Source organism: Bradyrhizobium sp. CER78, from assembly GCF_029846235.1.
Lineage (GTDB): Bacteria > Pseudomonadota > Alphaproteobacteria > Rhizobiales > Xanthobacteraceae > Bradyrhizobium.
In genome coordinates this window covers 185,832-208,804 of the sequence record NZ_JARVWP010000002.1, presented here as the reverse complement: position 1 = coordinate 208,804, position 22,973 = coordinate 185,832, and the positions used below count along the sequence as shown (strand labels likewise).

Sequence of the window (22,973 nt, the reverse complement as noted above, 5' to 3'; positions counted from 1 at the left end):
CGCGTTCGGGCCGGCTTCCACTTTCTGCAGACTCGGATTCTCTCCGCGTCGCCCCTATATTGAGGGCGTCGTCAGTTGGTCCGGAGTTGCGGCAATGGTGTTTCGTCCGCGCGATCTCGCCAGCCGGATGGCCGCGCGGCACAAGCCGGATGACGGCTATCTGCGCGAGACCTTCAGCCTGCCGCGCGATCAGGCCCGCCTGCGGGCGCGCGCCTTTCTCAAGCGCTATCCGAAGGCCGCCTATATGAGCGCGGTCGAGAGCTGGCGTGAGCTGCCCGGCGGCGAAATCGAGTTCACGATGCGGCGGCTGGCCAGCGCGGACTGAACCGCGCGGCCTGTTTGGCTTGCGCGGCGGGGCCGATCGAACCGGCCGCGCCTCAATCGTGATTGCTCTGCCCGCGTGGGCGTCCCAGCCCGAGATTGTTCAGCTCGCGGTCGATCCGCAACTGCACGCGGCGGATCGCCAGGAGGTCGAGTTTCGCTTCGGTCTTGCCGGTGAAGACCCGGTCGCCGATCTGGAAACGCCATTTCCAGACGCCGGCCGTGACCTGCGTGACGCTGTATTCGACGCCCTTGTGAATCATCTGGAACGGTTCCGCGAAGGAATGGCGGTCGTCGATAATTAAACTAAAGGTTGTAGTAATAATTAACACCCGTAAAACGATGTTGTGAACCGCGGCGCCCATCCGGGCGTCAGTTGTGGATCCCGAAGTGGATCCATCCGCCGGCGGCACGCCATGCCTTGCGACGTGAAATCTGGCGTTGGCCCCGGCGAGCCAATGTTACGAACACTGGCGGAACCCGAGTCTTCCCGTGAAGGCTACGTAGTTTTCTTGGGGGTCAGGAGGGGTACCAAGGTAGTATGCAGATTGTGCCAATCGCGCGCCGCTGTCGCCAAATCTGCCGGTAACTCGTTGATTATTCGGGGGACTTGGGACGAGGGTGGATCCGCCTGCTCGCGGAACTTTGTTCTAGCCCGGAGAACTACGGATCGCGCCGGACCGCTATCCAAACAGTCTGAAAACAGGCCCACGCCGCGTTCCGGAGCGCTGACCTTTTCAACCCGATCGGACGCCGAAAGCGCAACGCCGCCCGCTTGAAATCAATGCGGACGGCGTTGGCCCTAGCCCCAGGAAGGTGTGCAAAATCCTGATGAGTGGAAGCCTATACAATTTGTGCCAAAGGACATGTCCCAAATTGGCTATCACGGTTGCCAATCTCGAGTGACTCGGCTTCACCGCGCAGCAAGAACAGATGGCGTCCCATCATGGAAAATGATGGGGCTAGAACATTTACTATGCCGCCTCGGTAGTCCTACTGAGAACATCGGCCAGGCCGCGGTTTCCGTTCGCTCCATCCGATGCGAAGGCATTCAGCCGATGCCGTCCCCGTCGGAGCGCTCGCGCACGGGACCAGGACACGCCGGGATAGGAACGAGCGCAGCGCACTCCGAATTATCTCCTGTCCGGGTGCTGTTCCTGCCGGGCAGCATTGGGACGACCAAAGTGCAACTCGGCCCCGGTTAGTGCCCACTCGCTGGGGCCGCTCCTTTACACCAGCGATCCGGAAGTGAGGAGCCGCGCGAACCCGAGGCGGCTGCGGGCATGGCGGGCATGGCGTTTGACCAGCCTGGCCAAGCACTTCACGGTTCAAATTCGCGGGCAGCCGGAGAACTGCGAACGAATTGGGCACCATCGAAATCTATATGCCCAGAACCGTGCATAATCCTCCGGGCATGTGGCACAAACTGAGTATTGATTGATGGCCGTATAAAAGCCGGCGGGCGTGAGAACGTCCCGTGATCGCAGCACGGCCCGTGCTGCCAGAACATCGGCTAAGCCATGGTTTCTTTGCTTAATCCGAACGGCGAGATTCTCAAATCCAATTGGGGATCCGTGCGCTGAGACGTGCATAGCGCCCAAACCCTGGTGCTGTCTTAGTTAGAACACTCGCAGTCGGGAATTAGGACACTTGTCAAAGTGAGGTAATCCGGGATCGACCGTCGATGGCACGACCATTCCGATACAATACAATTGCGCTCTGAGTATGAGCGCTAGTGGGACGACTCCGGCCGCCATCTAGCCCCTGCGAGCGCGCCGGGGCCGTCTCGGACACCTCGAATGATCAGTTCCGTTCTACGGAACACCGTGCTCTCCCGGAATCCTAAAACCTGTGGATAAGAGTAAAGTAGCTCTTGCCGAGGTGAGAGCATTTCAGGGCGTGAGATTTTCGAGAATTTCCTTGGCTGGGGGCCGTAATACGCGAGCGGCCCCCTCTCGATTCAGCCGGCGCGGTAAGGCGGCCCCAGCATCACCTCCAAGGGTGCTGGGGCAGTTTCCTTATGACACCGTCACTGACATGCCTAGCTGAATGCGGAAACGTTTATGCTGCCCCATATTCGCACGATGTTCGATCAGATCGACGTCGTCGAGTACGCCGTGATTGGCGTTGGGTTGGTCGGCCTCGCTGTGGGCGCGGCCTACATCCTCGTGTCCTAAAGCCACCTCTGGGATGACACGTCACCTTGGCCTCAGCTTGCACCCCCTCGCTGGGGCCGTTTCTTTGGGGGCTATGAAGCCTTCCGCTTTTTCGGTTGCTTACGCGACGCTTCAAGTCGCGGGCCGAAGAGGCTCGCTCGCCCACGATTGCCGGGCATATGAAGAAAGAGGCCGCCAACTGACGCGGCCTCACCGTAGACCAATCCGAGCCACGGCGATCCCCGCGATTTCTTTCGGATCGCTGATGCCTGTAGCACCGGCCTCGATGACCTTGCGGGCCACCAGCTCGCAAAGCGGATCATTACGATCAACGAGGTCCATCGCACGCAAGGCGAGGTCAAAGGCCTTGCTTAGCAGCTCGACTTCTTCTGACGTGTGTTCGCCAGCCTTCAGCAAACGGCTGATTGGCATTTGTCCCGCTCCCTGCCAGAGCGCAAGTTCCGCTTTATAGCACAGGAACTCCGTTCACTCACTATCCGAGGTTTGGAGAGCAGTATCAGTTCGACTTCGGCTATGAGCGCGATAAGGACGACGGCAAAGGTCTGTAATGAAAGAGGCCGCCAACTGAGGCGGCCTCGCTATGAGCGGCCCCAGCAACTTTGGGGGCCTGTGTAGGGGGAAGGCTTGTTGCTGGGACCATCTACCGGCTCGCTTGGCGCGTGCGGGCCAGGTTCGCGGTTACTGCGCGTACATCGCTATTCCGATGATGACGAGCGGGCTTAGGCCGAACAGCACGATAGCCACGCTTTCAAGTATGCCGCTCACCATGACACAACCCCTGCGTTGATAATGGAACCCTACGCGCCGGGAACTCGGTGATCTAGTGCAATTTGTGCCTAGCAATTCTCCGAAACAAATTAGGAAGGAACTCCGTTCACCCACGGAGAACTCCCGGTAATCCATCTGCTCGATGGAATCGTGGATCATCAAAATCTATGCGCCCAGAACAGGGAATATGCCGGTCGGTAGGACTACTGAGAACGTCGGCCGCTGCATGGTTGAGGATGGGTTAAGTCCAAACTAGGCCACTCGAATTTTCAAAGCAGGCCACTAGGGGATGGAAGTAGGCCAGCGCCTAAATCCGCAAAAGAACATATTGCGAACATGGAACAAACGTGGTACGAGATTTCTATCAACAACGCATTCCGTCTGATCTCACCCGCCGTTTGTCCCGCTAGCGAATCCTCGCCATAAGGAGCACATCCCAAATGTCCGCCACCGCACTGCGTATCGTCGAAGGATCCTCCATGGACAAGTCCAAGGCCCTCTCAGCCGCGCTCTCCCAGATCGAGCGCCAGTTCGGCAAGGGCTCGGTGATGAAGCTCGGCAAGAACGACCGCTCGATGGATGTCGAGACGGTGTCGTCGGGATCGCTCGGGCTCGACATCGCGCTCGGTGTCGGCGGCCTGCCGAAGGGACGCATTGTCGAGATCTACGGGCCGGAATCATCGGGCAAGACCACGCTGGCGCTGCACACCGTGGCAGAAGGCCAGAAGAAGGGCGGCATCTGCGCCTTCATCGACGCCGAACATGCGCTCGATCCGGTCTATGCGCGCAAGCTCGGCGTCAACATCGACGAGCTCCTGATCTCGCAGCCCGACACCGGCGAGCAGGCGCTGGAAATCTGCGACACGCTGGTGCGCTCCGGCGCGGTCGACGTGCTGGTGGTCGATTCGGTCGCGGCGCTGGTGCCGAAGGCCGAGCTCGAGGGCGAGATGGGCGATGCGCTGCCGGGCCTGCAGGCCCGCCTGATGAGCCAGGCGCTGCGCAAGCTCACCGCCTCGATCAACAAGTCGAACACGATGGTGATCTTCATCAACCAGATCCGCATGAAGATCGGTGTGATGTACGGTTCGCCGGAAACCACCACCGGCGGCAATGCGCTGAAATTCTATGCGTCGGTCCGCCTCGACATCCGCCGCATCGGCGCGATCAAGGAGCGTGACGAGGTGGTCGGCAACACCACCCGCGTCAAGGTGGTGAAGAACAAGCTGGCGCCGCCCTTCAAGCAGGTCGAGTTCGACATCATGTACGGCGAGGGCGTCTCCAAGATGGGCGAGATCCTCGACCTCGGCGTCAAGGCCGGTCTCGTCGAGAAGTCGGGTGCCTGGTTCTCCTATGACAGCCAGCGGCTCGGCCAGGGCCGCGAGAATTCGAAGGCGTTCCTGCGCGCCAACCCCGATATCACCACCAAGATCGAAGCCGCGATCCGGCAGAACTCCGGCCTGATCTCCGAGCAGATCCTCGCCGGCGCGCCCGAGCGCGACGCCGAAGGCGAGGAGCCGACGGAGGAGTAGACCTCAAGGCAGACATGATTTCGCTGGAAGCGGGCGCTGAGGACGTTGAGTTGCCGACGTCTTCGGCGCCCGTTTCGTATTGTGTTGCGTTCGGCGAGGTTGGACGATGAAGCGCTTGATTCTGACTGGTTCCGGTATCCGTCTCGCGCGCTCAGGTCTGGCAGAAGCGGTCATTGAATTTCGCTTTCGCTTCGTTGGGGGGCCGTTGCCCCCGGTAGAAGAGTTCGAAGATTATTTTGGCGCGCGTTCCGGCCAGGGCCCGGGTCGTCATTGGTCGGATTGGTGTTCATGGAGATTGTTCTCCGATGAAGTCCGGGCTCGCAGGCACCTTTCGCTCGTCGAGTATTGCGAACCGTATGACGTTATCGAGCTCTGGTTCGAACAATATCCGAACGATCAGCTGCAGCTGGTCTTCCTTCTGGCTTTTTTCAGATGTCATCCCGAGACAGCGGCCAGGTTGAAGTTGCGTCTTGTTGATTTCGATCTGACGATGCCGGCTGAACAGATGCCCGAACCAGAGGATGTGTTGACGGTCGACGTCGGCCCGGTCGAACTCAATACCGGAAGTGCGATCTGGTCGGCTTATCGCGCAGCCACCCCAATGCCTTTTCTGGATTGCTTGCAGAGTGACCTTAGCTCACTGCCATTTCTGAGGTCGGCGCAGCTTGCCTTGGTTGCAGAATTGCCCTCCCGCGCGACGGGGCTTGGCGCAACTGAAATGCGACTTCTTGAGCTGATCGCACGTTACGACGGCTTTTCAGCGCTTGGACTACTTCATCGTTTCTGGCGCCCCGGAAATGTGTTCGGGGAACTCGAACTTTTCTCATTGCTCGACGGCCTCACGGATGGTCCGTCGCCTGCAGTGACCGATCTCGAACGACCGCAGAGCAAAAGGAGCTGGCACGCGCGCTACGCCGCAAGCTATCCGCGGCTGACCGAGTTCGGCGAAGCGATCATCGCGCACCAGGAAGACTTCAGCAGCCATAACCCGATCGATCGCTGGTGGGGCGGCACGCACCTCACCAACGACAATCTCTGGCGCATTGCTCCGACGCTGACCAAGCCGTAGTCAACTCAACCTGGTGCCAGCGCCTTCTCCCGGCTCACGATCAGCGCCCGCAGATCGTCCGCCACCGCGACCGATTGATGGGTTTTCTGGTCGGTCGCGACCCAGATGATCTCGCCGGTGGCGCGCAGGTCGTCGGAGCCCTTGGCGAAGATCGCGAGCGCCAGATTGATCGAGGAGCGGCCGATCCGGGCAACCCGGACGCAGACCTCGATGTCCTCGTCGAACCGGATCGGCGCCTTGTACTCCACCACCGACTTCACGGTGTGGAAGTCGATGCCGGTCCGCGCCACCTCGCCGAGATAGTCATAGCCGAGCGCGCGGAAATACTCTGTTATCGCGGTGTCGAAATAGGTCAGGTAGTGGGCGTTGAACACCACGGCCTGCGCGTCGACCTCGGAATAGCGGACGCGAAACGGGAAGTGAAACCAGAATTCCTCGCGCATGTTTCCTCCTGCCGCGGCGTCGGTCGCGCCCGCGCATCCCGCGATAGCCGAATTGCGGACCCGTTGGCTCTACCCGTCCTACCGACTGGATCTAGTGCCGGTGGATGACCAGTCGCCCCAATCTCTACTGTGCATGGGGTTGTTTTCGACGTTTTGAACTGGACCCCGTAGCAACCATCCCCGCTTGATGGTTGCTACGGCATCCGGCAACGGAGGCCGCGTTACTCCGCGGCCTCCGCGTAATCCTCGATCGGCGGGCACGAGCACACCAGGTTGCGGTCGCCGTAGACATTGTCGACGCGGCCGACCGGGCTCCAGTATTTGTCGGACCGCGACACGCCTGCCGGGAAGCAGCCCTCAGTGCGGGTGTAGGCCCGGTCCCACACATCGTCGGCGATGTCGTGCACGGTGTGCGGCGCGTGGCGCAGCGGTGAGGCCTCGACCTTCCAGCGGCCTTTCTCGACTTCCGCAATTTCGTTGCGGATCGCGATCATGGCGTCGCAGAAGCGGTCGATCTCGAACTTCGATTCCGATTCCGTCGGTTCGATCATCAGCGTGCCCGCCACCGGGAAGCTCATGGTCGGCGCGTGGAAGCCGTAGTCGATCAGCCGCTTGGCGATGTCGTCGACGGTGACACCGCTGGTCGTCTTGAGCGCCCGCGGGTCGACGATGCACTCATGCGCGACGCGGCCGCGCTCGTTGCGGTACAGCACCGGGAAGTGCGGCTGCAGCCGTGCGGCGATGTAGTTCGCATTGAGGATCGCCACCTCGGTGGCGCGCGTCAGACCTTCGCCGCCCATCATCAGGATGTAGATGTAGGAGATGGTCAGGATCGACGCCGAGCCGAACGGCGCGGCCGACACCGGGCCGATGGCGTGTGCGGTCGCCCCATCGGTTGCGGGATGGCCCGGCAGATAGGGCGCAAGATGCGCCTTGACGCCGATCGGGCCCATGCCGGGGCCGCCGCCGCCATGCGGGATGCAGAAGGTTTTGTGCAGGTTGAGATGGCTGACATCGGCGCCGTAATCGCCGGGCCGCGAGAGGCCGACCTGCGCATTCATGTTGGCGCCGTCGAGATAGACCTGACCGCCATGCGCATGCACGATGTCGCAGATCTCGCTGATATGCTCCTCGAACACGCCGTGGGTCGACGGATAGGTGATCATCACTGCGGCGAGGTTGGGCGAATGCTTCTCCGCCTTGGCGCGGAGATCATTGACGTCGACGTCGCCGCGCGCATCGCACGCGACCACCACGACGTCCATGCCGACCATCGCGGCCGACGCCGGATTGGTGCCGTGCGCCGAGGAGGGGATCAGGCACACCTTGCGGTGCGGCTCGCCGCGCGCCAGATGATAGCCCCGGATCGCCAGCAGGCCGGCATATTCGCCCTGCGCGCCGGAGTTCGGCTGCAGCGAGACCGCGTCATAGCCGGTGATGTCGCACAGCCACTGCTCGAGCCGCTTGAAAAGCGCATGATAGCCCTTGGCCTGATCGGCGGGTGCGAACGGATGCAGATTGCCGAACGCTGGCCAGGTCAGCGGGATCATCTCGGTGGTGGCGTTGAGCTTCATCGTGCAGGAGCCGAGCGGGATCATCGCGCGGTCGAGCGCGAGGTCGCGATCTGAGAGCTTGCGCATGTAGCGCAGCAGCTCGGTCTCCGAACGGTGGGTGTTGAACACCGGATGGGTGAGGAAGGCGCTGGAGCGCCGCAGCTCCTTCGGCAGCGTCTCGCTTGCGCTGCCCTCAATCTCGGCAAAGCTGAGCTTGCCGCCGAACACGCGCCAAACCGCCTCGACGGTCTCAGGCGTCGTGGTCTCGTCGAGCGCGATGCCGAGCGTGGTCGCGCCGATGCGCAGATTGATCCGCTCCGCCTGCGCACGGGAGACGATCTCGATCTGCTTGGCGCCGACCTCGACGGTCACGGTATCGAAGAACGCCTCGCTGGTCGGCGCGAAGCCGAGCTTGCGCAGGCCGGCGGCGAGCACGGTGGCCCGGCGATGCACGCCGCGTGCGATGTGGGTCAGGCCCTCGGGGCCGTGATAGACCGCATACATCGAGGCGATCACCGCGAGCAGCACCTGTGCGGTGCAGATGTTGGATGTCGCTTTCTCGCGGCGGATATGCTGCTCGCGGGTCTGCAGCGCGAGGCGATAGGCCGGCGCCCCACGCGAATCCACCGAGAGGCCAACGATGCGGCCGGGCAGCGAGCGCTTCAGCGTGTCGCGCACCGCCATGTAGGCGGCGTGCGGTCCGCCATAGCCCATCGGCACGCCGAACCGCTGCGCCGAGCCGATCGCGATGTCGGCGCCGAGCTCGCCCGGCGAGGTCAGCAACGTCAGCGACAGCAGGTCCGCGGCCACGATCGCAAGCGCACCCTTGGCACGCAGCGATGCGATTGCCGGCCGGAGGTCGCGCACCGCCCCCGTGGTGCCGGGATATTGCAAGAGCGCGCCGAGAACGTCGGCCTTGTCGAGATCGGTGAGGGGATCGCCGACCACCAGCGCCCAGCCCAGCGGCGCGGCGCGCGTGCGCATCACCGCCAGCGTCTGCGGATGCACCTCCTTGTCGACGAAGAACACCTTCGCCTTGACCTGCGAATGGCGCTCGGCGAGCGCCATTGCTTCGGCTGCCGCCGTCGCCTCATCGAGCAGTGAGGCATTGGCGACGTCGAGCCCGGTGAGGTCGCAGATCATGGTCTGGAAGTTGAACAGCGCCTCGAGGCGGCCCTGGCTGATCTCGGGCTGATACGGCGTATAGGCGGTGTACCAGGCCGGGTTCTCCAGGATGTTGCGCTGGATCACCGCCGGCAGGATGGTGCCGGAATAGCCCTGGCCGATCAGCGACGTGAACACCTGGTTCTGCGCGGCGAGCTCGCTCATATGGGCGAGCGCCTCGGTCTCGCTCAGCGCCCGTCCGAGATCGAGCGGCGCCTTCTGGCGGATCGACGCCGGCAGCGTCTCACCCATCAGCGCCTGCAGGCTCGCGGCGCCGACTGTGTCCAGCATCGCGTTGAGGTCGCGCGGCGACGGTCCGATATGTCGGCGGACGAAATCGGTGGCGGCTTCGTTGATCGGCTTGAAGGGCGCGTTCATGGGCTGATCCTCGGGTGATCCTTTAGGCGGTGTGCGCGGCGTAGGCGGCCTCGTCCATCAGGCCGCCGAGTTCGCCCTTGTCGGCAATTTTCAGCTTGAAGAACCAGGCCTTGCCGCCGGCATCCGAATTGACCAGCGCGGGTTCGGCGGCGAGCGCCTCGTTGACCTCGATCACCTCGCCGGTGATCGGCGCATAGACGTCGGAAGCGGCCTTGACGGATTCGACGACAGCGGCGGCCTCGGCCTTCTTCAGGCTGCGGCCGACCTTGGGCAGTTCGACGAACACGACGTCGCCGAGTTGCGATTGCGCGTAGTCGGTGATCCCGATCGTGGCGACATCGCCCTCGATGCGGAGCCATTCGTGGTCGGACGTGTACAGCGTCGTCATGGAGAGATCCTCTGGCGTTTAGCGTTTGTAGGTATTGGGGACGAAGGGCGTGGCGGCGACTTTCAGCGGCAGCCGCTGGCCGCGCACTTCGGCGAAAACGGTGGTGCCGACGGCGGAAAGGGCGGTGGGCAGATAGCCCATCGCGACCGGTGCATTGAGGCTCGGGCCGAAGCCGCCGGAGGTCACCTTGCCGATCTGCTCGGACGAGGTGGCGTCGGCAAACAGTGCCGCGCCTTCGCGCACCGGCGCGCGGCCGTCAGGCTTCAGGCCGACGCGGCGGCGCGCGGCGCCGTCGGCGAATTGCGCAAGAATCTTGTCGGCGCCCGGAAAACCGCCGGCGCGGACGCCGCCGCTGCGGCGAACCTTCTGCACCGACCATTCCAGCGCGCCTTCGACCGGCGTCGTCGTGGTGTCGACGTCATGGCCGTAGAGGCAGAGCCCGGCCTCGAGCCGCAGACTGTCGCGTGCGCCGAGCCCAATCGGCAGCACGTCGGGATTGTCGAGCAGCGCTGTAACCAGCGCTTCGGCCTTGTCGGCCGGCACGGAAATCTCAAAACCGTCCTCGCCGGTATAGCCGGAGCGCGAGACGAAGCAGTCAATGTCGGCGACGCGGCGCGGGCCGGCGTCCATGAATTTCATCGAACTGACATCTGCACAAAGTTTCGCCAGCGCCGATTCGGCCTTCGGCCCTTGCAGCGCGATCAGCGCGCGGTCGGCCAGCGACACGATCTCGCAAGTGTCGGAGAGATGCGCGCGCAGATGCGCCTCGTCCTCTGCCTTGCAGGCGGCATTGACCACCAGGAACAGATGATCGCCGAAATTCGCCACCATCAAATCGTCGAGCAGGCCGCCGTCGTCATTGGTGAATTGCGCGTAGCGCTGCCGTCCCGGCGCGATGCCGGCGATGTCCTGCGGCACCAGTTTTTCCAGCGCGAGTGCAGCATCGCCGACCTTGCCGGATTTGGCCTTCAGCACGAGCTGTCCCATGTGGGACACGTCGAACAGGCCGGCGTCCTTGCGGGTGTGCAGATGCTCCCTGAGCACGCCCGCCGTGTACTGCACCGGCATGTCGTAGCCGGCGAACGGCACCATCTTGGCGCCGCGCGCCAGATGCAGCGCGTGCAGCGGTGTCTGTTTCAGCGGGGAAGTTTCGTGCGCAAGCATCACAGGGCCCTCGCGGTTCCCGTCGGGGACCCATTTCCCCTTGAGAAACCTGCAGAAAGCCCCATCTGTCGCTGTGCCTGAGAGTATTATCCCGTCGGCGGACGCATCGGGGAGAACCCCAGCGCCTCTTTCCAGATGTCAGACGTCACGCGGTCCTTTTGCCTGAGAGTTTCCGGGGCGGTTGCTCCTTCGGCGCCGGCCCAGTACAGGGCCGGTCTCTCCCGACGTGACTACTTACAGGTAGGACAGAAACACGGCCCCGCCAAGGCTGTCAACGCACTCGGACGACTATCAACGGGCTTTGTGCTGTTGCGGCAAGCCCATGATCCGCCTGCACAGTTTCTGGACACCGCAGCTGGCAATGTCTAAAAGCGTTCGGCCGGAAAATGACGCCTTTTTGCGGCTGGCCGGCCCCTTTTTCCGATTGGATGAACATGAGCAGCGTCAACGACATCAGGTCGACATTTCTGAACTTCTTCAAGGAGAACGGCCACGAGATCGTGGCGTCGTCGCCGCTGGTGCCGCGCAACGACCCGACCCTGATGTTCACCAATGCCGGCATGGTGCAGTTCAAGAACGTCTTCACCGGCGTCGAGAAGCGCAGCTATCAGCGTGCCACGACGTCGCAGAAGTGCGTGCGCGCCGGCGGCAAGCATAACGACCTCGACAATGTCGGCTACACCGCGCGCCATCTCACATTCTTCGAGATGCTCGGCAACTTCTCGTTCGGCGATTACTTCAAGGAGCGCGCGATCGAGCTCGCCTGGAATCTGATCACCAAGGATTTCGGGCTGAAGAAGGACAAGCTGCTCGTCACCGTCTACCACACCGACGACGAGGCGGCCGGTTACTGGAAGAAGATCGCGGGCTTCTCGGACGACCGCATCATCCGCATCCCGACGTCGGACAATTTCTGGGCGATGGGCGACACCGGCCCGTGCGGTCCGTGCTCGGAGATATTCATCGACCGCGGCGAGCACATCTGGGGCGGACCTCCCGGCAGTCCGGAAGAGGACGGCGATCGTTTCCTCGAATTCTGGAACCTGGTGTTCATGCAATACGAGCAGGTGACGAAGGAGGAGCGCGTGGCGCTGCCGCGTCCCTCGATCGACACCGGCATGGGCCTGGAGCGCATGGCCTGCATCCTGCAGGGCGTCGAGAGCGTGTTCGAGACCGATCTGTTCCGCCATTTGATCGAGGCGGCTTCGTCGGCGCTCGGCCACGGACCGAACGCGCAGAACGTCGCGTCGTACCGGGTGATCGCCGACCATCTGCGTTCGTCGGCGTTCCTGATTGCCGACGGCGTGCTGCCGTCGAACGAGGGCCGTGGCTACGTGCTGCGCCGGATCATGCGCCGTGCGATGCGCCACGCCCAGCTGCTCGGCGCGAGCGAGCCGCTGATGCATCGCCTGGTCTGGGCGCTGGTCCGCGAGATGGGCCAGGCCTATCCGGACCTGGTGCGGGCTGAGAAGCTGATCGAGGAGACGCTGCAGCTGGAAGAGACCCGCTTCCGCAAGACGCTGGTGCGGGGCCTGTCGATCCTCGACGAGAAGAGCGCCGGCCTCAAGAAGGGCGACATGTTCGACGGCGACACCGCGTTCACGCTGTACGACACGTATGGTTTCCCGCTGGACCTGACGCAGGACGCGCTGAAGTCGCGCGGCATCAGTGTCGATCAGGCGGCGTTCACCGACGCGATGGAGCGGCAGCGCGAGAAGGCGCGCGCCTCCTGGGCAGGCTCCGGCGAGGCGGCGACCGAGACCATATGGTTCCCGCTGCGCGAGAAGCTCGGCGCGACCGAATTCCTCGGCTATGAGACCGAGAGCGCGGAAGGCGCGGTGACGGCATTGCTCAAGGACGGCGCCGAGGTCGATGCGCTCAAGGCCGGCGAGAGCGGCGCGATCGTGCTGAACCAGACGCCGTTCTACGCGGAGTCCGGCGGTCAGGTCGGCGACGTCGGCGTGCTCACGGGTGAGGGCGTCAAGTTCCGCGTCACCGACATGCAGAAGAAGGCCGGCGATCTGTTCGTGCATGTCGGCACGGTGGAGCAGGGCACGCTGACCGTCGGTACGGCGTTGCAGCTCGAAGTCGACCACGCGAGGCGCTCGTCGATCCGCGCCAACCATTCGGCGACGCATCTGCTGCACGAGGCGCTGCGCCAGGTGCTCGGCGATCACATCGCGCAGCGCGGCTCGCTGGTTGCGCCCGATCGCCTGCGTTTCGATTTCGTGCATCCGAAGCCGATCACGCCGGAAGAGCTTGCCCGGGTCGAGGATATCGCGAACGATGTCGTGCTCGAGAATGACGAGGTGACGACCCGCGTGATGGCTGTCGACGACGCCCGCGAGGCCGGCGCGCGTGCGCTATTCGGCGAGAAATACGGTGACGAGGTCCGCGTCGTCTCGATGGGCAAGAGCGCCCGCGAGCACGGCCAGAACACGCTCGGCTGGTCGGTCGAGCTCTGCGGCGGCACCCATGTCCGCCGCACCGGCGACATCGGCCTGATCTCGGTGACCAGCGAGAGCGCTGTCGCCTCCGGAGTCCGTCGCATCGAGGCGCTGACCGGGCGTCACGCACGCAAGCATGCCAACGACACCATGGCGCTGGCGAAGACCGCGGCGGCCGAGCTGCGCACCACGATCGAGGACGTGCCTTCGCGCATCACAGCCCTGATGGAGGAACGCAAGAAGCTCGAGCGCGACCTGTCGGATGCCCGCAAGAAGCTCGCGATGGGCGGCGGCGGAGCATCGAACGGCGCCGCCTCAGCCGTTCGCGAGGTCGGCAACGTCAAGCTGCTCGCGCGCGCGGTCGAGGGCGTCGAAACCAAGGACCTGAAGAGCCTGGTCGACGACGGCAAGAAGCAGATCGGCTCGGGCGTGGTCGCTATCGTCGGCGTCACCGAGGACGGCAAGGCCGGCATCGTGGTCGGCGTCACCGCCGACCTGACCTCGCGCTTCAACGCGGTCGAACTGGTCCGCAAGGGCTCCGAGGTGCTCGGCGGCAAGGGCGGCGGCGGCCGGCCCGACATGGCGCAGGCCGGCGGTCCCGACGGCGCCAAGGCGGACGCCGCTCTGTCTGCGATTGAACAAGCAATGGCCGGCGCCTGACGGAGAGGCTGATCGTGGCGACGGCTCCGCTCAAGCCCACGATCAGCGATCCCGGACTGCGCAATCGTCTCTACGAGCTGCTCGAGCGCGATGACCTGCCGCATTCGGGCGGCTCGCGGTTTGCCGGGATCATCGTCGCGATCATCACCGTCGACGTGCTGGCGGCGATCTTCGCCTCGGTGCCCGAGATCGACGCGCAGTTTGGATGGCTGCTGACGACCGTCGAGATCGCGGCGGTGGCCGCCTTCGCGCTGGAATATGCCGCGCGGCTCTGGAGCGTGGTCGGCCATTCCCTGCGCGACATGACGCCATGGCAGGCACGGCTCGAATACGCCCTTTCGACCCTCGGCCTCATCGATCTGCTGGCGTTCCTGCCGTCGGCCATCGCGCTCGCGATCGGTGACAAGACCGCACTGGTGCTGTTCGGCATGCTGCCGTTCCTCAAGCTGGTGCGCTATTCGACCGCGATGCGCTCGCTGCTGGCGGCGTTGCATGCCGAGCGGCGTACGCTGTTCGGCTGCGTCGTGATCCTGACCGGCGCGGTGCTGCTGTTTGCCGCGCTGCTCTATGCCATCGAGCACAAGGTGCAGCCCGACAAGTTCGGCACCATGCCGCAGGCGATGTGGTGGGCGATCGTGACGCTCGGCACCGTCGGCTACGGCGACGTCGTGCCGGTGACGCCGCTCGGGCGGATCGTCACCGTGGTTGCGATCGTGGTCGGCTTTGCGATGATCGCGCTGCCGGTTGCGATCATCTCGACCGCATTCGCCGACGAGGTGCGGCGCCGCGACTTCGTCGTGACCTGGGGCATGCTGGCGCGGGTGCCGCTGTTCTCGCACCTCAACGCCGCTGACATCGCCGACATCATGCGCCTGTTGCGATCGCAAACCATCGAGGCAGGCGAGGTGCTGGTGCGGCGCGGCGATGCGGCCTCATCGATGTATTTCATCACCGCCGGCGAAGTCGAGATCGATCTGCCCAGCCAGCGGGTGCGGCTGGCCGATGGCACGTTCTTCGGCGAGATCGCGTTGCTCCGGCGCACCAGCCGCTCGGGAACGGTGACGGCGACGCGGAAGACCAAGCTGCTGCTGCTCGATGCGCAGGACTTCCATGCCCTGATCGAGCGCATGCCGGCACTCGCGGCCCATGTCCGGGAGACGGCGGAAGCGCGGCTCGCCGATCCGCTCACGGCCGGCGGCGACCTTGCCGCCGCAGAGATCGCCCAGGCGCCGCACGAAACCGACGGCGGTATCCGCGACTAAAGCCTGATGAGATTAGGTTGAGCTGGAGCGGCGTCGAAGGTTCACCTCTCCCTTGGGAGAGGTCGATTTGCGCAGCAAATCGGGTGAGGGGTTATGGTCTATCGAGAGGGCAAGAGCCTCACCCGGATTGCTTCGCAATCCGACCTCCCCCAACGGGGAGAGGTGAACCGAGACCGCGCCAAACCGATTCAACCAAAACTCATCCCGCCTTAGTTTAGGTTTAGTCTCGGCGCAGGAACATGTAATCTGCAGAGTACGCCGCGCTCTTCAACGCGCCGGCCTTGTCGCAGGCGCCGCTGAGCTCGCCGCCCGAAGTGTTGATCCGCTGCACGGTGGCAACGCTCGAGAGCACGCCATTGCCGCGGTGGGCGATCACCTCGAGCTTCAACCAGGCAATGTCTGCAGGCGTTGCGCCAGGCGCGCTGCCGGCGGTGCGGGCGGTCACGGCGCTGCCGTCGACATGCTCCCAGTTGGGACCGGCATAGTGCCGGCCGACGGTGCGGCCATTGGCGATCAAGGTGGCGACCGGTTCGCGGAACGACCAGGCGAGCTTGCCGTCGGTGACCGGCTTGCACTCGTAGACCTGGACGCCCTCGGCATGGACCGACAGCACCGGGGACTCGCCGGGTGCCGCGACAGCGTCGGGCAAGGGATCGGCAGCTGATGCCGCCGACCCGGTGAGCAGCAAGGATGCGACCGCAGCGGCTCTGATAAGGGCCATGATATGCGCTCGCTGTTGTCGTCCCAGAAACGGCGGCCGTTAGACCGCCATCGCCTTCACGAGGTTGTCGGACACCTTGTCGAGGAATCCGGTGGTCGAGAGCCAGCGCTGGTCGGCACCGACCAGGAGCGCGAGGTCCTTGGTCATGTAGCCTTCCTCGACGGTCGAGACGCAGACCTTCTCCAGGGTGGTGGCGAACTTCGCCAGCTCCGGATTGTTGTCGAGCTTGGCGCGGTGGGCGAGGCCACGGGTCCAGGCGAAGATCGACGCGATCGAGTTGGTCGAGGTCTCCTTGCCCTTCTGGTGCTCGCGGTAGTGGCGGGTCACGGTGCCATGGGCGGCTTCGGCTTCCACCGTCTTGCCATCAGGGGTGAGCAGGACGGAGGTCATCAGGCCGAGCGAGCCGTAGCCCTGGGCCACGGTGTCGGACTGCACGTCGCCGTCGTAGTTCTTACAGGCCCAGACATAGCCGCCGGACCATTTCAGCGCGGAGGCCACCATGTCGTCGATCAGGCGGTGCTCGTAGGTCAGGCCCTTGGCCTCGAATTCCTTCTTGAATTCGCGGTCGTAGACGTCCTGGAAGATGTCCTTGAAGCGGCCGTCATAGACCTTGAGGATCGTGTTCTTGGTCGAGAGATAGACCGGATAGTTGCGCATCAGGCCGTAATTGAACGAGGCGCGGGCGAAGTCGACGATCGAGTCGTCGAGATTGTACATCTCCATCGCGACGCCGGCGCCGGGCGCCTTGAACACTTCGCGCTCGATCACGGTGCCGTCCTCGCCGACGAACTTCAGCGACAGCGTGCCCTTGCCGGGGAACTTGATGTCGGTGGCGCGGTACTGGTCGCCATAGGCGTGGCGGCCGATGATAATCGGCTTGGTCCAGCCGGGAACCAGGCGCGGCACGTTCTTGCAGATGATCGGCTCGCGGAAGATCACGCCGCCGAGGATGTTGCGGATGGTGCCGTTCGGCGACTTCCACATCTGCTTCAGGCCGAACTCCTTCACCCGGGCCTCGTCGGGGGTGATGGTGGCGCATTTGACGCCGACGCCGACCTTCTTGATGGCTTCGGCGGCGTCGATGGTCACCTGGTCGTTGGTCTCATCGCGGTATTCCATGCCCAGATCGAAATAGAGCAGTTCGACATCCAGGAAGGGGTTGATCAGCTTGTCCTTGATGTACTGCCAGATGATCCGGGTCATCTCGTCGCCATCGAGCTCGACGACGGGGTTGGATACCTTGATTTTTGCCATGACGGGGAGGCCCTCTTGGGAACGGCGCGCTTTTGACGGCGGGGGTGGAAAATACGCCTGCGCTATAGCACCGCCCGGGGACGGGCGGAAGCGCACCGGTTATGCACTTTCAGCCCATCTTTTCACCGAGAACCGCCATTCTGACGGCGGCTCCTGGGTCCCTGTCCTGGACCGGTTTTCTTCACCGGCCGCCCGCTAGAATGGCACCTGCGTCGCGGTCCCGGCCACGATGTACCAGGTCACGAACAGGCCGGCGATCAGAGCCCCCGGCAGGCTCGATCCGGTCCGCCGCCAGGTGAAGGTTGCAATCACGGCGACGATCGCCAAGAGCGGCACGAACTGGATCGCGACGATGGTCGAGAGCGGCACGAAACCGGGGTCCGGCATCGGATTGAACAGCTTACCTGTCAGCCACATCGTGCCGTATTGCAGCACCAGCAACACGATAAAACCCAACGTCAGCGCCAGGATGTTGGTGAGGTAGAGCGCCCCTCGTGGCGCGTCCATGGTCGAGAAATTCCGGTGCAGCACGTGCAGCGCCACGACGAAAAACGCCGTGAATGGAATCAGATAGATCAGGAAGATGAGGAATTGCTTCGCGCTCATCAATTTCAGCGCGACGATCCAGAACCTGAAGTCGATCTTGAACGCGAGGTCGGCGAGCCAGAGCGCGGCGTAGCCGACCGCAACCGAGATCACCGCGATCACGACGGATTGACCGACCAGCCCGGCCCTGCTGGTGCGCTTCGGGGCGAATCGCATCAGGGCCAAAGTGATCAGGAGGTTGATGATGGCCCATACCAGGATCTGGTTGGTGATGCCCTGCGGCAGGAATGCGCTCGGGGTGACGAAGGTGCCGCCCAGCGCGAAGGCCGGGTAGTAGGTCAGCGCCGGGATGAAGGCGGACAGGATGAACGCGGTGGTCCAGCGCCGGCCGCTCGCGGCCTGATGCGGCGGCATGGTGCCGTCGGCAACCGCGGGCAGCCGCAGGCGAGCGAACATCTGGGCTTCCAGCAGTCCGTCGAACGTCCCGATCACGAGGGCAATGAAACCGATGAGGGCGATCAGCGTGCCGATCTCCTTGCGGAACCAGATCTGGTCATCGACCGGGCGCGGCGTCCCGCCTTTCAGCGTCTTGGCGAACCAGTCGAGGCTGTAGCCGATCGCCTCATGCGAGATGTGCTCGGCCGGATGGGTCATCGCCGGGGTGTACAGCACCCGTGCGGTGCCATGGGCCGGATCGCCATAGACCTTGCCCGGCTCGACCGCACCCTGGGTGCCGAACAGCGCCCAGAGTTTCGGGCTCGTGGTGACGTCGAGGGCATGCTGCACGCCCCACATCAGGTCGGGGAATTCCTCGTATTGGGCGAACACCAGTGCGGTGTTGCGCGGCCAGCTCGTGGTGCCCTCGGCGGCGAACGGCTTGCCGGTGGACGAGCCTTCAAGCACCATCGACTTGTAGTCGTTGGGCATCGCGGCAGCCGCCGCCAGCACGGTCCAGCCGCCCATCGAATGGCCCTCGAGCCCGATATTCTCCTTGTCGACGAAGGGCAGGCTGCGGAGATAGGCGAGGCCGTCAGGTCCGCCAAAGCCGTTGGCGAAGGAGGGCGGGTCGCTATAGCCGTGGCCGGTCTGGTCGAGCGCCAGCACGACATAGCCGCGGCGGGCGAACTCGATCGCGAAGCCGTCCTGGGTCTCGCGCGAATTGATGTAGCCGTGGACGGCGAGGATGCCGGGCGCCGGGATCTGCGGCGTGGCATTGGCCGGGACGTAGAGCAGGGCGCTCATGGTGTTGCCCTTGGCGCCCTTGAACCTGACATCCTCGATCCGGATGCCATTAGCAGTCTGCGTGAAGTGGGCGAGCAGGCCCCCCGCCACGATCAAGATCAGGCCCACAATCGCCAGCGTCCATCTGCCCCGCATCTCGTCTCCCCCAAAAGTGCTTTGAACCAAGTGCCTCGCCGTTCAAGCGGCGTCTCAAGCGTGCCTTTACAGCTTCGCTTTGGTTGTGGTTGATAGCCTATCCGAAGGCGAAGCGCGCGCAAGCGGCAGCCTTCGCCTGGTGCGCCTGGGATTCCGATTGAGGATTCGCAAACGCCGCTAACCCTGTTATCTCCTTGGAGAAAATGGTCCTGCGCAAAAACCGGTGCAAAGCTGGTCGACGTTCGTCGACGCCGGTCTTGCGCCCCCCACATGAGGTTTTGAATCATCCGCTTCGGAAGCTGATTCAAAATCTTCAGACGTTGAATCAGAAAGTGAAGTGAGATGTCCGGCACCGACAAGACCAAGGCAGGGCACGACCTTGCCGGTCCCGTCGTCATCCTGGTCGAGCCGCAGCTTGGCGAAAACATCGGCATGGCCGCGCGCGCTATGGGCAATTTCGCGCTGAGCCGGATGCGCATCGTCAATCCGCGCGACGGCTGGCCGAACGTTGCGGCCCAGCGTGCCGCCGCCGGCGCCGACCAAATCATCGGTTCCGTCGAGCTGTTCGACACGGTCGAGCAGGCGATCGCCGACCTCACGCTGGTGTTCGCGACCACCGCCCGCGCCCACGACCAGGCCAAGCCGGTGGTCGGGCCGGAAGGCGCGGCAAGCGAGATCGTCGGCCATGTCGCATCCGGCGGTGGGGCCGGCATCCTGTTCGGGCGGGAGCGCTCCGGCCTGACCAATGAGGAGGTCGCGCTCGCCAACCGCATCATCACCTTCCCGGTCAACCCGGGCTTCGCCTCGCTCAATCTGGCGCAGGCGGTGCTGTTGATGGGCTACGAGTGGTTCAAGCTCTCGACCGCGGGCGCGCTGCCGTTCGCGATGCCCGAGCGGTCTGAGCCGGCCTCCCAGCACCAGATGCAGGCTTTCTTCGACAACCTCGTCGCCGAGCTCGACAAGGTCGAGTTCCTGCGTCCGGCCGAGAAGCGCGACACCATGCTGGTCAACCTGCGCAACATCTTCACCCGGATGGACCCGACCAAGCAGGACATGCACACGCTGCACGGCGTGGTGATGGCGATCGCCGAAGGCCGCAAGGGCCCGGCCAAGGGCGGGGTGCTCGACGGCGCCCAGGCGACCCGGCTGCGCGCGCTGCTCGCCGAGCAGGGGCAGGGCGGTGCCGTCGCCGACAACTCCAGCACGGTTCGCGGGCTCGCCCGGCTGCTCCGCCGCAACCCGACCGATGCCGAACGGATCCTGTGGCAGGCGCTGACGCGGGACCGCCGCTTCGCCGGCCAGTTCAAGCGCCAGACCCCGGTCGGCCGTCACATCCCCGACTTCGTATCCTTCGTGCACCGGACCGCGATCGAACTGGTCAATCCGAACGAGAGCGAGGCCATCGTCGCCGACCGCGCCAAGCGCCGCGCCTGGCTCGAGGCGCGTGACTATCGGGTGGTCGACATCAAGGTGGATGATGTCGAGCGTGATCTGGACGGCGAACTGGCGCGGCTGGAGGCGGGGCTTCAGCAGGGGAGGTGAAGCGTCTTGTTCGCTGTCATCACCCACGCATGCGGGTGATCCAGTGCGTAGGATGGGTAGAGCGCAGCGAAACCCATCATCTCTCCTTGCGATCAGCTTGATGGGTGTCGCTTCGCTCCACCCATCCTACAATTCCGAATGACCCGTCGGGCAAGTTGCCGGCATCATCAGCAATCTCTCTGCAACGACGACAATCGCTCTGGGGCGGCGGCAGGGCTGGCTCGCTAAACGTCTGTCCATTCACCCGCAACCACGCCTCACTTCGGCATGGCCGGTCAGCAGGAGACAGACATGAATCTACACAACCCCTCAGACGCCGTCAGATCGAAGCCCGAAGAGCTGGTTCCGTCGCGCTACGCGGTGCGGGTCGGCGACATCGACGTGCTTGTCGTCAGCGATGGCGTGCTGCCGCTCCCGACCCAGATGCTGGGACACAACGCCGATCCCGCCGCGCGCGCAGCCTGGCTGCACGACATGTTCCTGCCGGCGGATGCGTTCGACTGGGCGCTGAACGTGGTCATGGTCCGCAGCGGCGGGAAAACCATCCTGATCGACGCCGGGCTGGGGTCGGATCCCGACCTGCACCTGCCGCGGGCCGGGCAGACGGTGAAGCGGCTGGAAGCAGCCGGCATCGATCTTTCGTCCGTCACCGACGTGGTGCTGACCCACATGCACATGGACCATGTCGGCGGGCTGCTCGTCGACGGCGTGAAGGAGAGGCTGCGTCCGGACCTGCGGATCCACGTGGCGGCCGCCGAGGTCAAATTCTGGGAGGCGCCCGATTTCTCCCGCACCGACATGCCGCAGGGATTCCCGGACGCGCTGCGGGCGACCGCCAAGCGGTTCGCGCAGGAGTACCGCGACAATCTGCGGACGTTCGATGCGGAGCACGAAGTAGCGCCGGGCGTCGTCGTTCGTCGCACCGGCGGTCACACGCCCGGGCACAGCATCGTCCGGATCGCATCTGGCGGCGAGGCGCTGACATTCGCCGGCGATGCCGTGTTCGCGGTCGGCTTCGACGAACCCGACTGGCACAACGGTTTCGAACACGACCCCGAGGAGGCGGCGCGCGTTCGCGTTCGTCTGCTGCGCGAGCTGGCGCAGACCGGCGAGATGCTGGTGGCCACGCACCTGCCGTTCCCGTCGGTCGGACACGTGGCGGTCGATGGCGACACCTTTCGTTGGGTGCCGGTGTACTGGGACTACTGACTGCTTGTCGGTCTAGGACCGAACCAGGGCGTGGACTCAATGATGCTATTGAGTTCGCGCCCTGGGCGGCGCCGGGTGCTATGCGACGTCGGCGACGTCAGCGTAGATGGCACGGCAGTGCTGCGCCAGGGCGTCGTGCGCAACCACGAACTGCTTCAACGGCGTGTCGATGTCGTAGAAGTAAATGTTGGCCACGAAGCCATAGATGCCGGCGTCGATGGACGTCGGCGTGCTGCCGTGCACGTAGCCTTGCCGCGAAATCAGGTTTGCCAGTGCGGCGAGATCGGCGAGCCCGCGGGCCATCGCGGCGGCGGGCTCGAAACGGCCGATGCCCTGGTAATGATAGCGTTGCGCGTTGAACTCCTTCGCCTTCATCAAGCCGTCGTCGGTAAGGTCCGGATGCTCACGCTTCAGCGCATCGCGGAACTTCGGCCAGTAGCGCTCGTCCTTCCAGCGCGAATAGGACATCACCCAGTAGAGATCGTCGAGTGTGCGCGTGACAAGGAGATCGGTGGTGCGTTGCGCCGGCGTCAGCGCCGCATCCAGCGTCACACCGTATTTTCGGTGACATAGCGGAGGATGGTCTCGCTGTCGCCGACGGTGTCATGGCCGTCGACGATATAGGGCAGCTGTTGGCGCGGCGCCTTCGAGGCATTAAAAATGTGCTCGTGCCGGAACGGCACGCGCGTGAGCTTGAGAAAAGCGAACACCTTCAGACCGTAACCGTTGTTGTCGGCGACGCCGAACAACGGTGGATAGGAATAAAGCGTGAGCATGGCGGCTCGTCACGTTCAGGATGTATGAGGCTACCTCAGGATCGGCCGGTTGGAAACGCTAGCCAACCGCGCCGTGCTCGGGCGGATAACGATTGGTCGGTGCGGCGTTGATCCTGATGTATTGCGTCCCGAATTTCGGCGGCGTCATGTTGGCTTCTCAAACACGTGAAATCTGATAGATTTTGTCTGGCAAGCCCTCGGCAGTCACGTGCCGAAAGAAAGGGC

Annotated in this window: 16 protein-coding genes, 1 pseudogene and 1 riboswitch; of the genes and pseudogenes, 7 read left to right on the top strand and 10 right to left on the bottom strand. The window is 64.0% G+C overall.

All coding sequences use genetic code 11. The features are described 5' to 3' along the window. The first annotated feature begins 94 nt into the window (after positions 1 to 94). Entirely contained in the window at positions 95 to 325 is a 231-nt protein-coding gene (locus tag QDT69_RS04080) for a hypothetical protein (RefSeq protein WP_279705355.1), read from the top strand. A gap of 52 nt (positions 326 to 377) precedes the next feature. On the opposite strand, the gene QDT69_RS04075 is transcribed toward QDT69_RS04080, so the two are convergent. Then, complete coding sequence (locus tag QDT69_RS04075) at positions 378 to 584, bottom strand: hypothetical protein (protein WP_279705694.1); 207 nt, start codon at positions 582 to 584, stop codon at positions 378 to 380. A 2,103-nt stretch (positions 585 to 2,687) separates the two neighbouring features. Continuing rightward, the gene (locus QDT69_RS04070; protein ID WP_279705353.1) at positions 2,688 to 2,909 is read right to left on the bottom strand and encodes a hypothetical protein; all 222 of its coding nucleotides are present in this window, start codon (positions 2,907 to 2,909) and stop codon (positions 2,688 to 2,690) included. Positions 2,910 to 3,706: 797 nt separating this feature from the next. Here QDT69_RS04070 and recA point away from each other — a divergent pair. Together recA and QDT69_RS04060 are read left to right on the top strand one after the other, a co-directional pair. Continuing rightward, entirely contained in the window at positions 3,707 to 4,795 is a 1,089-nt protein-coding gene (gene recA, locus QDT69_RS04065; protein ID WP_050423630.1) for a recombinase RecA, read from the top strand. 106 nt (positions 4,796 to 4,901) lie between these two features. Continuing rightward, a complete protein-coding gene (locus tag QDT69_RS04060) occupies positions 4,902 to 5,864 on the top strand; it encodes a hypothetical protein (protein ID WP_279705352.1) in 963 nt (320 codons plus the stop codon). Between the two features lie 5 nt (positions 5,865 to 5,869). Here QDT69_RS04060 and QDT69_RS04055 read toward each other — a convergent pair whose 3' ends face one another. From QDT69_RS04055 to gcvT, 4 genes are all read right to left on the bottom strand, one after another. Further along, positions 5,870 to 6,307 carry a thioesterase family protein gene (locus QDT69_RS04055; RefSeq protein WP_279705351.1) on the bottom strand — a complete coding sequence of 146 codons (438 nt, stop codon included), beginning with the start codon at positions 6,305 to 6,307 and terminating at the stop codon, positions 5,870 to 5,872. 221 nt (positions 6,308 to 6,528) lie between these two features. Beyond that, positions 6,529 to 9,402 carry an aminomethyl-transferring glycine dehydrogenase gene (gene gcvP / locus QDT69_RS04050; RefSeq protein WP_279705350.1) on the bottom strand — a complete coding sequence of 958 codons (2,874 nt, stop codon included), beginning with the start codon at positions 9,400 to 9,402 and terminating at the stop codon, positions 6,529 to 6,531. Positions 9,403 to 9,424: 22 nt separating this feature from the next. Next, a complete protein-coding gene (gene gcvH / locus QDT69_RS04045) occupies positions 9,425 to 9,790 on the bottom strand; it encodes a glycine cleavage system protein GcvH (RefSeq protein WP_021077888.1) in 366 nt (121 codons plus the stop codon). Between the two features lie 18 nt (positions 9,791 to 9,808). Further along, positions 9,809 to 10,954, bottom strand: coding sequence for a glycine cleavage system aminomethyltransferase GcvT (gene gcvT, locus QDT69_RS04040; protein WP_279705349.1), 1,146 nt, complete (start codon positions 10,952 to 10,954; stop codon positions 9,809 to 9,811). Between the two features lie 141 nt (positions 10,955 to 11,095). Next, positions 11,096 to 11,188: riboswitch (glycine riboswitch) on the bottom strand. A 200-nt stretch (positions 11,189 to 11,388) separates the two neighbouring features. On the opposite strand from gcvT, the gene alaS reads away from it, so the two are divergent. Together alaS and QDT69_RS04030 are read left to right on the top strand one after the other, a co-directional pair. Further along, the gene (gene alaS / locus QDT69_RS04035) at positions 11,389 to 14,061 is read left to right on the top strand and encodes an alanine--tRNA ligase (RefSeq protein WP_279705348.1); all 2,673 of its coding nucleotides are present in this window, start codon (positions 11,389 to 11,391) and stop codon (positions 14,059 to 14,061) included. 11 nt (positions 14,062 to 14,072) lie between these two features. Continuing rightward, entirely contained in the window at positions 14,073 to 15,323 is a 1,251-nt protein-coding gene (locus tag QDT69_RS04030) for a cyclic nucleotide-gated ion channel (RefSeq protein ID WP_279705693.1), read from the top strand. 220 nt (positions 15,324 to 15,543) lie between these two features. Here the strand turns inward: QDT69_RS04030 and QDT69_RS04025 are convergent, their stop codons facing one another. The 3 genes from QDT69_RS04025 to QDT69_RS04015 all read right to left on the bottom strand — a co-directional run bounded on the left by QDT69_RS04025 (position 15,544) and on the right by QDT69_RS04015 (position 19,221). After that, positions 15,544 to 16,044: a DUF3455 domain-containing protein gene (locus QDT69_RS04025; RefSeq protein ID WP_279705347.1), complete on the bottom strand. Its 501-nt coding sequence runs from the start codon at positions 16,042 to 16,044 to the stop codon at positions 15,544 to 15,546. Positions 16,045 to 16,083: 39 nt separating this feature from the next. Continuing rightward, positions 16,084 to 17,298, bottom strand: a complete 1,215-nt coding sequence (locus QDT69_RS04020; RefSeq protein WP_279705346.1) for an NADP-dependent isocitrate dehydrogenase — start codon at positions 17,296 to 17,298, stop codon at positions 16,084 to 16,086. Positions 17,299 to 17,493: 195 nt separating this feature from the next. Continuing rightward, positions 17,494 to 19,221 (bottom strand): alpha/beta hydrolase, encoded by a 1,728-nt coding sequence (locus tag QDT69_RS04015; protein ID WP_279705345.1) that lies wholly within the window; start codon positions 19,219 to 19,221, stop codon positions 17,494 to 17,496. Between the two features lie 342 nt (positions 19,222 to 19,563). On the opposite strand from QDT69_RS04015, the gene QDT69_RS04010 reads away from it, so the two are divergent. Beyond that, positions 19,564 to 20,763, top strand: a complete 1,200-nt coding sequence (locus QDT69_RS04010; RefSeq protein ID WP_279705344.1) for a TrmJ/YjtD family RNA methyltransferase — start codon at positions 19,564 to 19,566, stop codon at positions 20,761 to 20,763. Between the two features lie 291 nt (positions 20,764 to 21,054). Continuing rightward, positions 21,055 to 21,972 (top strand): MBL fold metallo-hydrolase, encoded by a 918-nt coding sequence (locus tag QDT69_RS04005; RefSeq protein ID WP_279705342.1) that lies wholly within the window; start codon positions 21,055 to 21,057, stop codon positions 21,970 to 21,972. Positions 21,973 to 22,050: 78 nt separating this feature from the next. Here QDT69_RS04005 and QDT69_RS04000 read toward each other — a convergent pair. Then, positions 22,051 to 22,748: pseudogene (locus QDT69_RS04000) on the bottom strand (glutathione S-transferase C-terminal domain-containing protein). Positions 22,749 to 22,973 lie beyond the last annotated feature (225 nt).

What these genes read in the sequence shown, in the direction of transcription:
- QDT69_RS04080 (WP_279705355.1), top strand. Translation starts at nt 95, where the DNA reads ATGGTGTTTCGTCCGCGCGATCTCGCCAGCCGGATGGCCGCGCGGCAC.
- QDT69_RS04075 (WP_279705694.1), bottom strand. Translation starts at nt 584, where the DNA reads ATGATTCACAAGGGCGTCGAATACAGCGTCACGCAGGTCACGGCCGGC.
- QDT69_RS04070 (WP_279705353.1), bottom strand. Translation starts at nt 2,909, where the DNA reads ATGCCAATCAGCCGTTTGCTGAAGGCTGGCGAACACACGTCAGAAGAA.
- recA (WP_050423630.1), top strand. Translation starts at nt 3,707, where the DNA reads ATGTCCGCCACCGCACTGCGTATCGTCGAAGGATCCTCCATGGACAAG.
- QDT69_RS04060 (WP_279705352.1), top strand. Translation starts at nt 4,902, where the DNA reads ATGAAGCGCTTGATTCTGACTGGTTCCGGTATCCGTCTCGCGCGCTCA.
- QDT69_RS04055 (WP_279705351.1), bottom strand. Translation starts at nt 6,307, where the DNA reads ATGCGCGAGGAATTCTGGTTTCACTTCCCGTTTCGCGTCCGCTATTCC.
- gcvP (WP_279705350.1), bottom strand. Translation starts at nt 9,402, where the DNA reads ATGAACGCGCCCTTCAAGCCGATCAACGAAGCCGCCACCGATTTCGTC.
- gcvH (WP_021077888.1), bottom strand. Translation starts at nt 9,790, where the DNA reads ATGACGACGCTGTACACGTCCGACCACGAATGGCTCCGCATCGAGGGC.
- gcvT (WP_279705349.1), bottom strand. Translation starts at nt 10,954, where the DNA reads ATGCTTGCGCACGAAACTTCCCCGCTGAAACAGACACCGCTGCACGCG.
- alaS (WP_279705348.1), top strand. Translation starts at nt 11,389, where the DNA reads ATGAGCAGCGTCAACGACATCAGGTCGACATTTCTGAACTTCTTCAAG.
- QDT69_RS04025 (WP_279705347.1), bottom strand. Translation starts at nt 16,044, where the DNA reads ATGGCCCTTATCAGAGCCGCTGCGGTCGCATCCTTGCTGCTCACCGGG.
- QDT69_RS04020 (WP_279705346.1), bottom strand. Translation starts at nt 17,298, where the DNA reads ATGGCAAAAATCAAGGTATCCAACCCCGTCGTCGAGCTCGATGGCGAC.
- QDT69_RS04015 (WP_279705345.1), bottom strand. Translation starts at nt 19,221, where the DNA reads ATGCGGGGCAGATGGACGCTGGCGATTGTGGGCCTGATCTTGATCGTG.
- QDT69_RS04010 (WP_279705344.1), top strand. Translation starts at nt 19,564, where the DNA reads ATGTCCGGCACCGACAAGACCAAGGCAGGGCACGACCTTGCCGGTCCC.
- QDT69_RS04005 (WP_279705342.1), top strand. Translation starts at nt 21,055, where the DNA reads ATGAATCTACACAACCCCTCAGACGCCGTCAGATCGAAGCCCGAAGAG.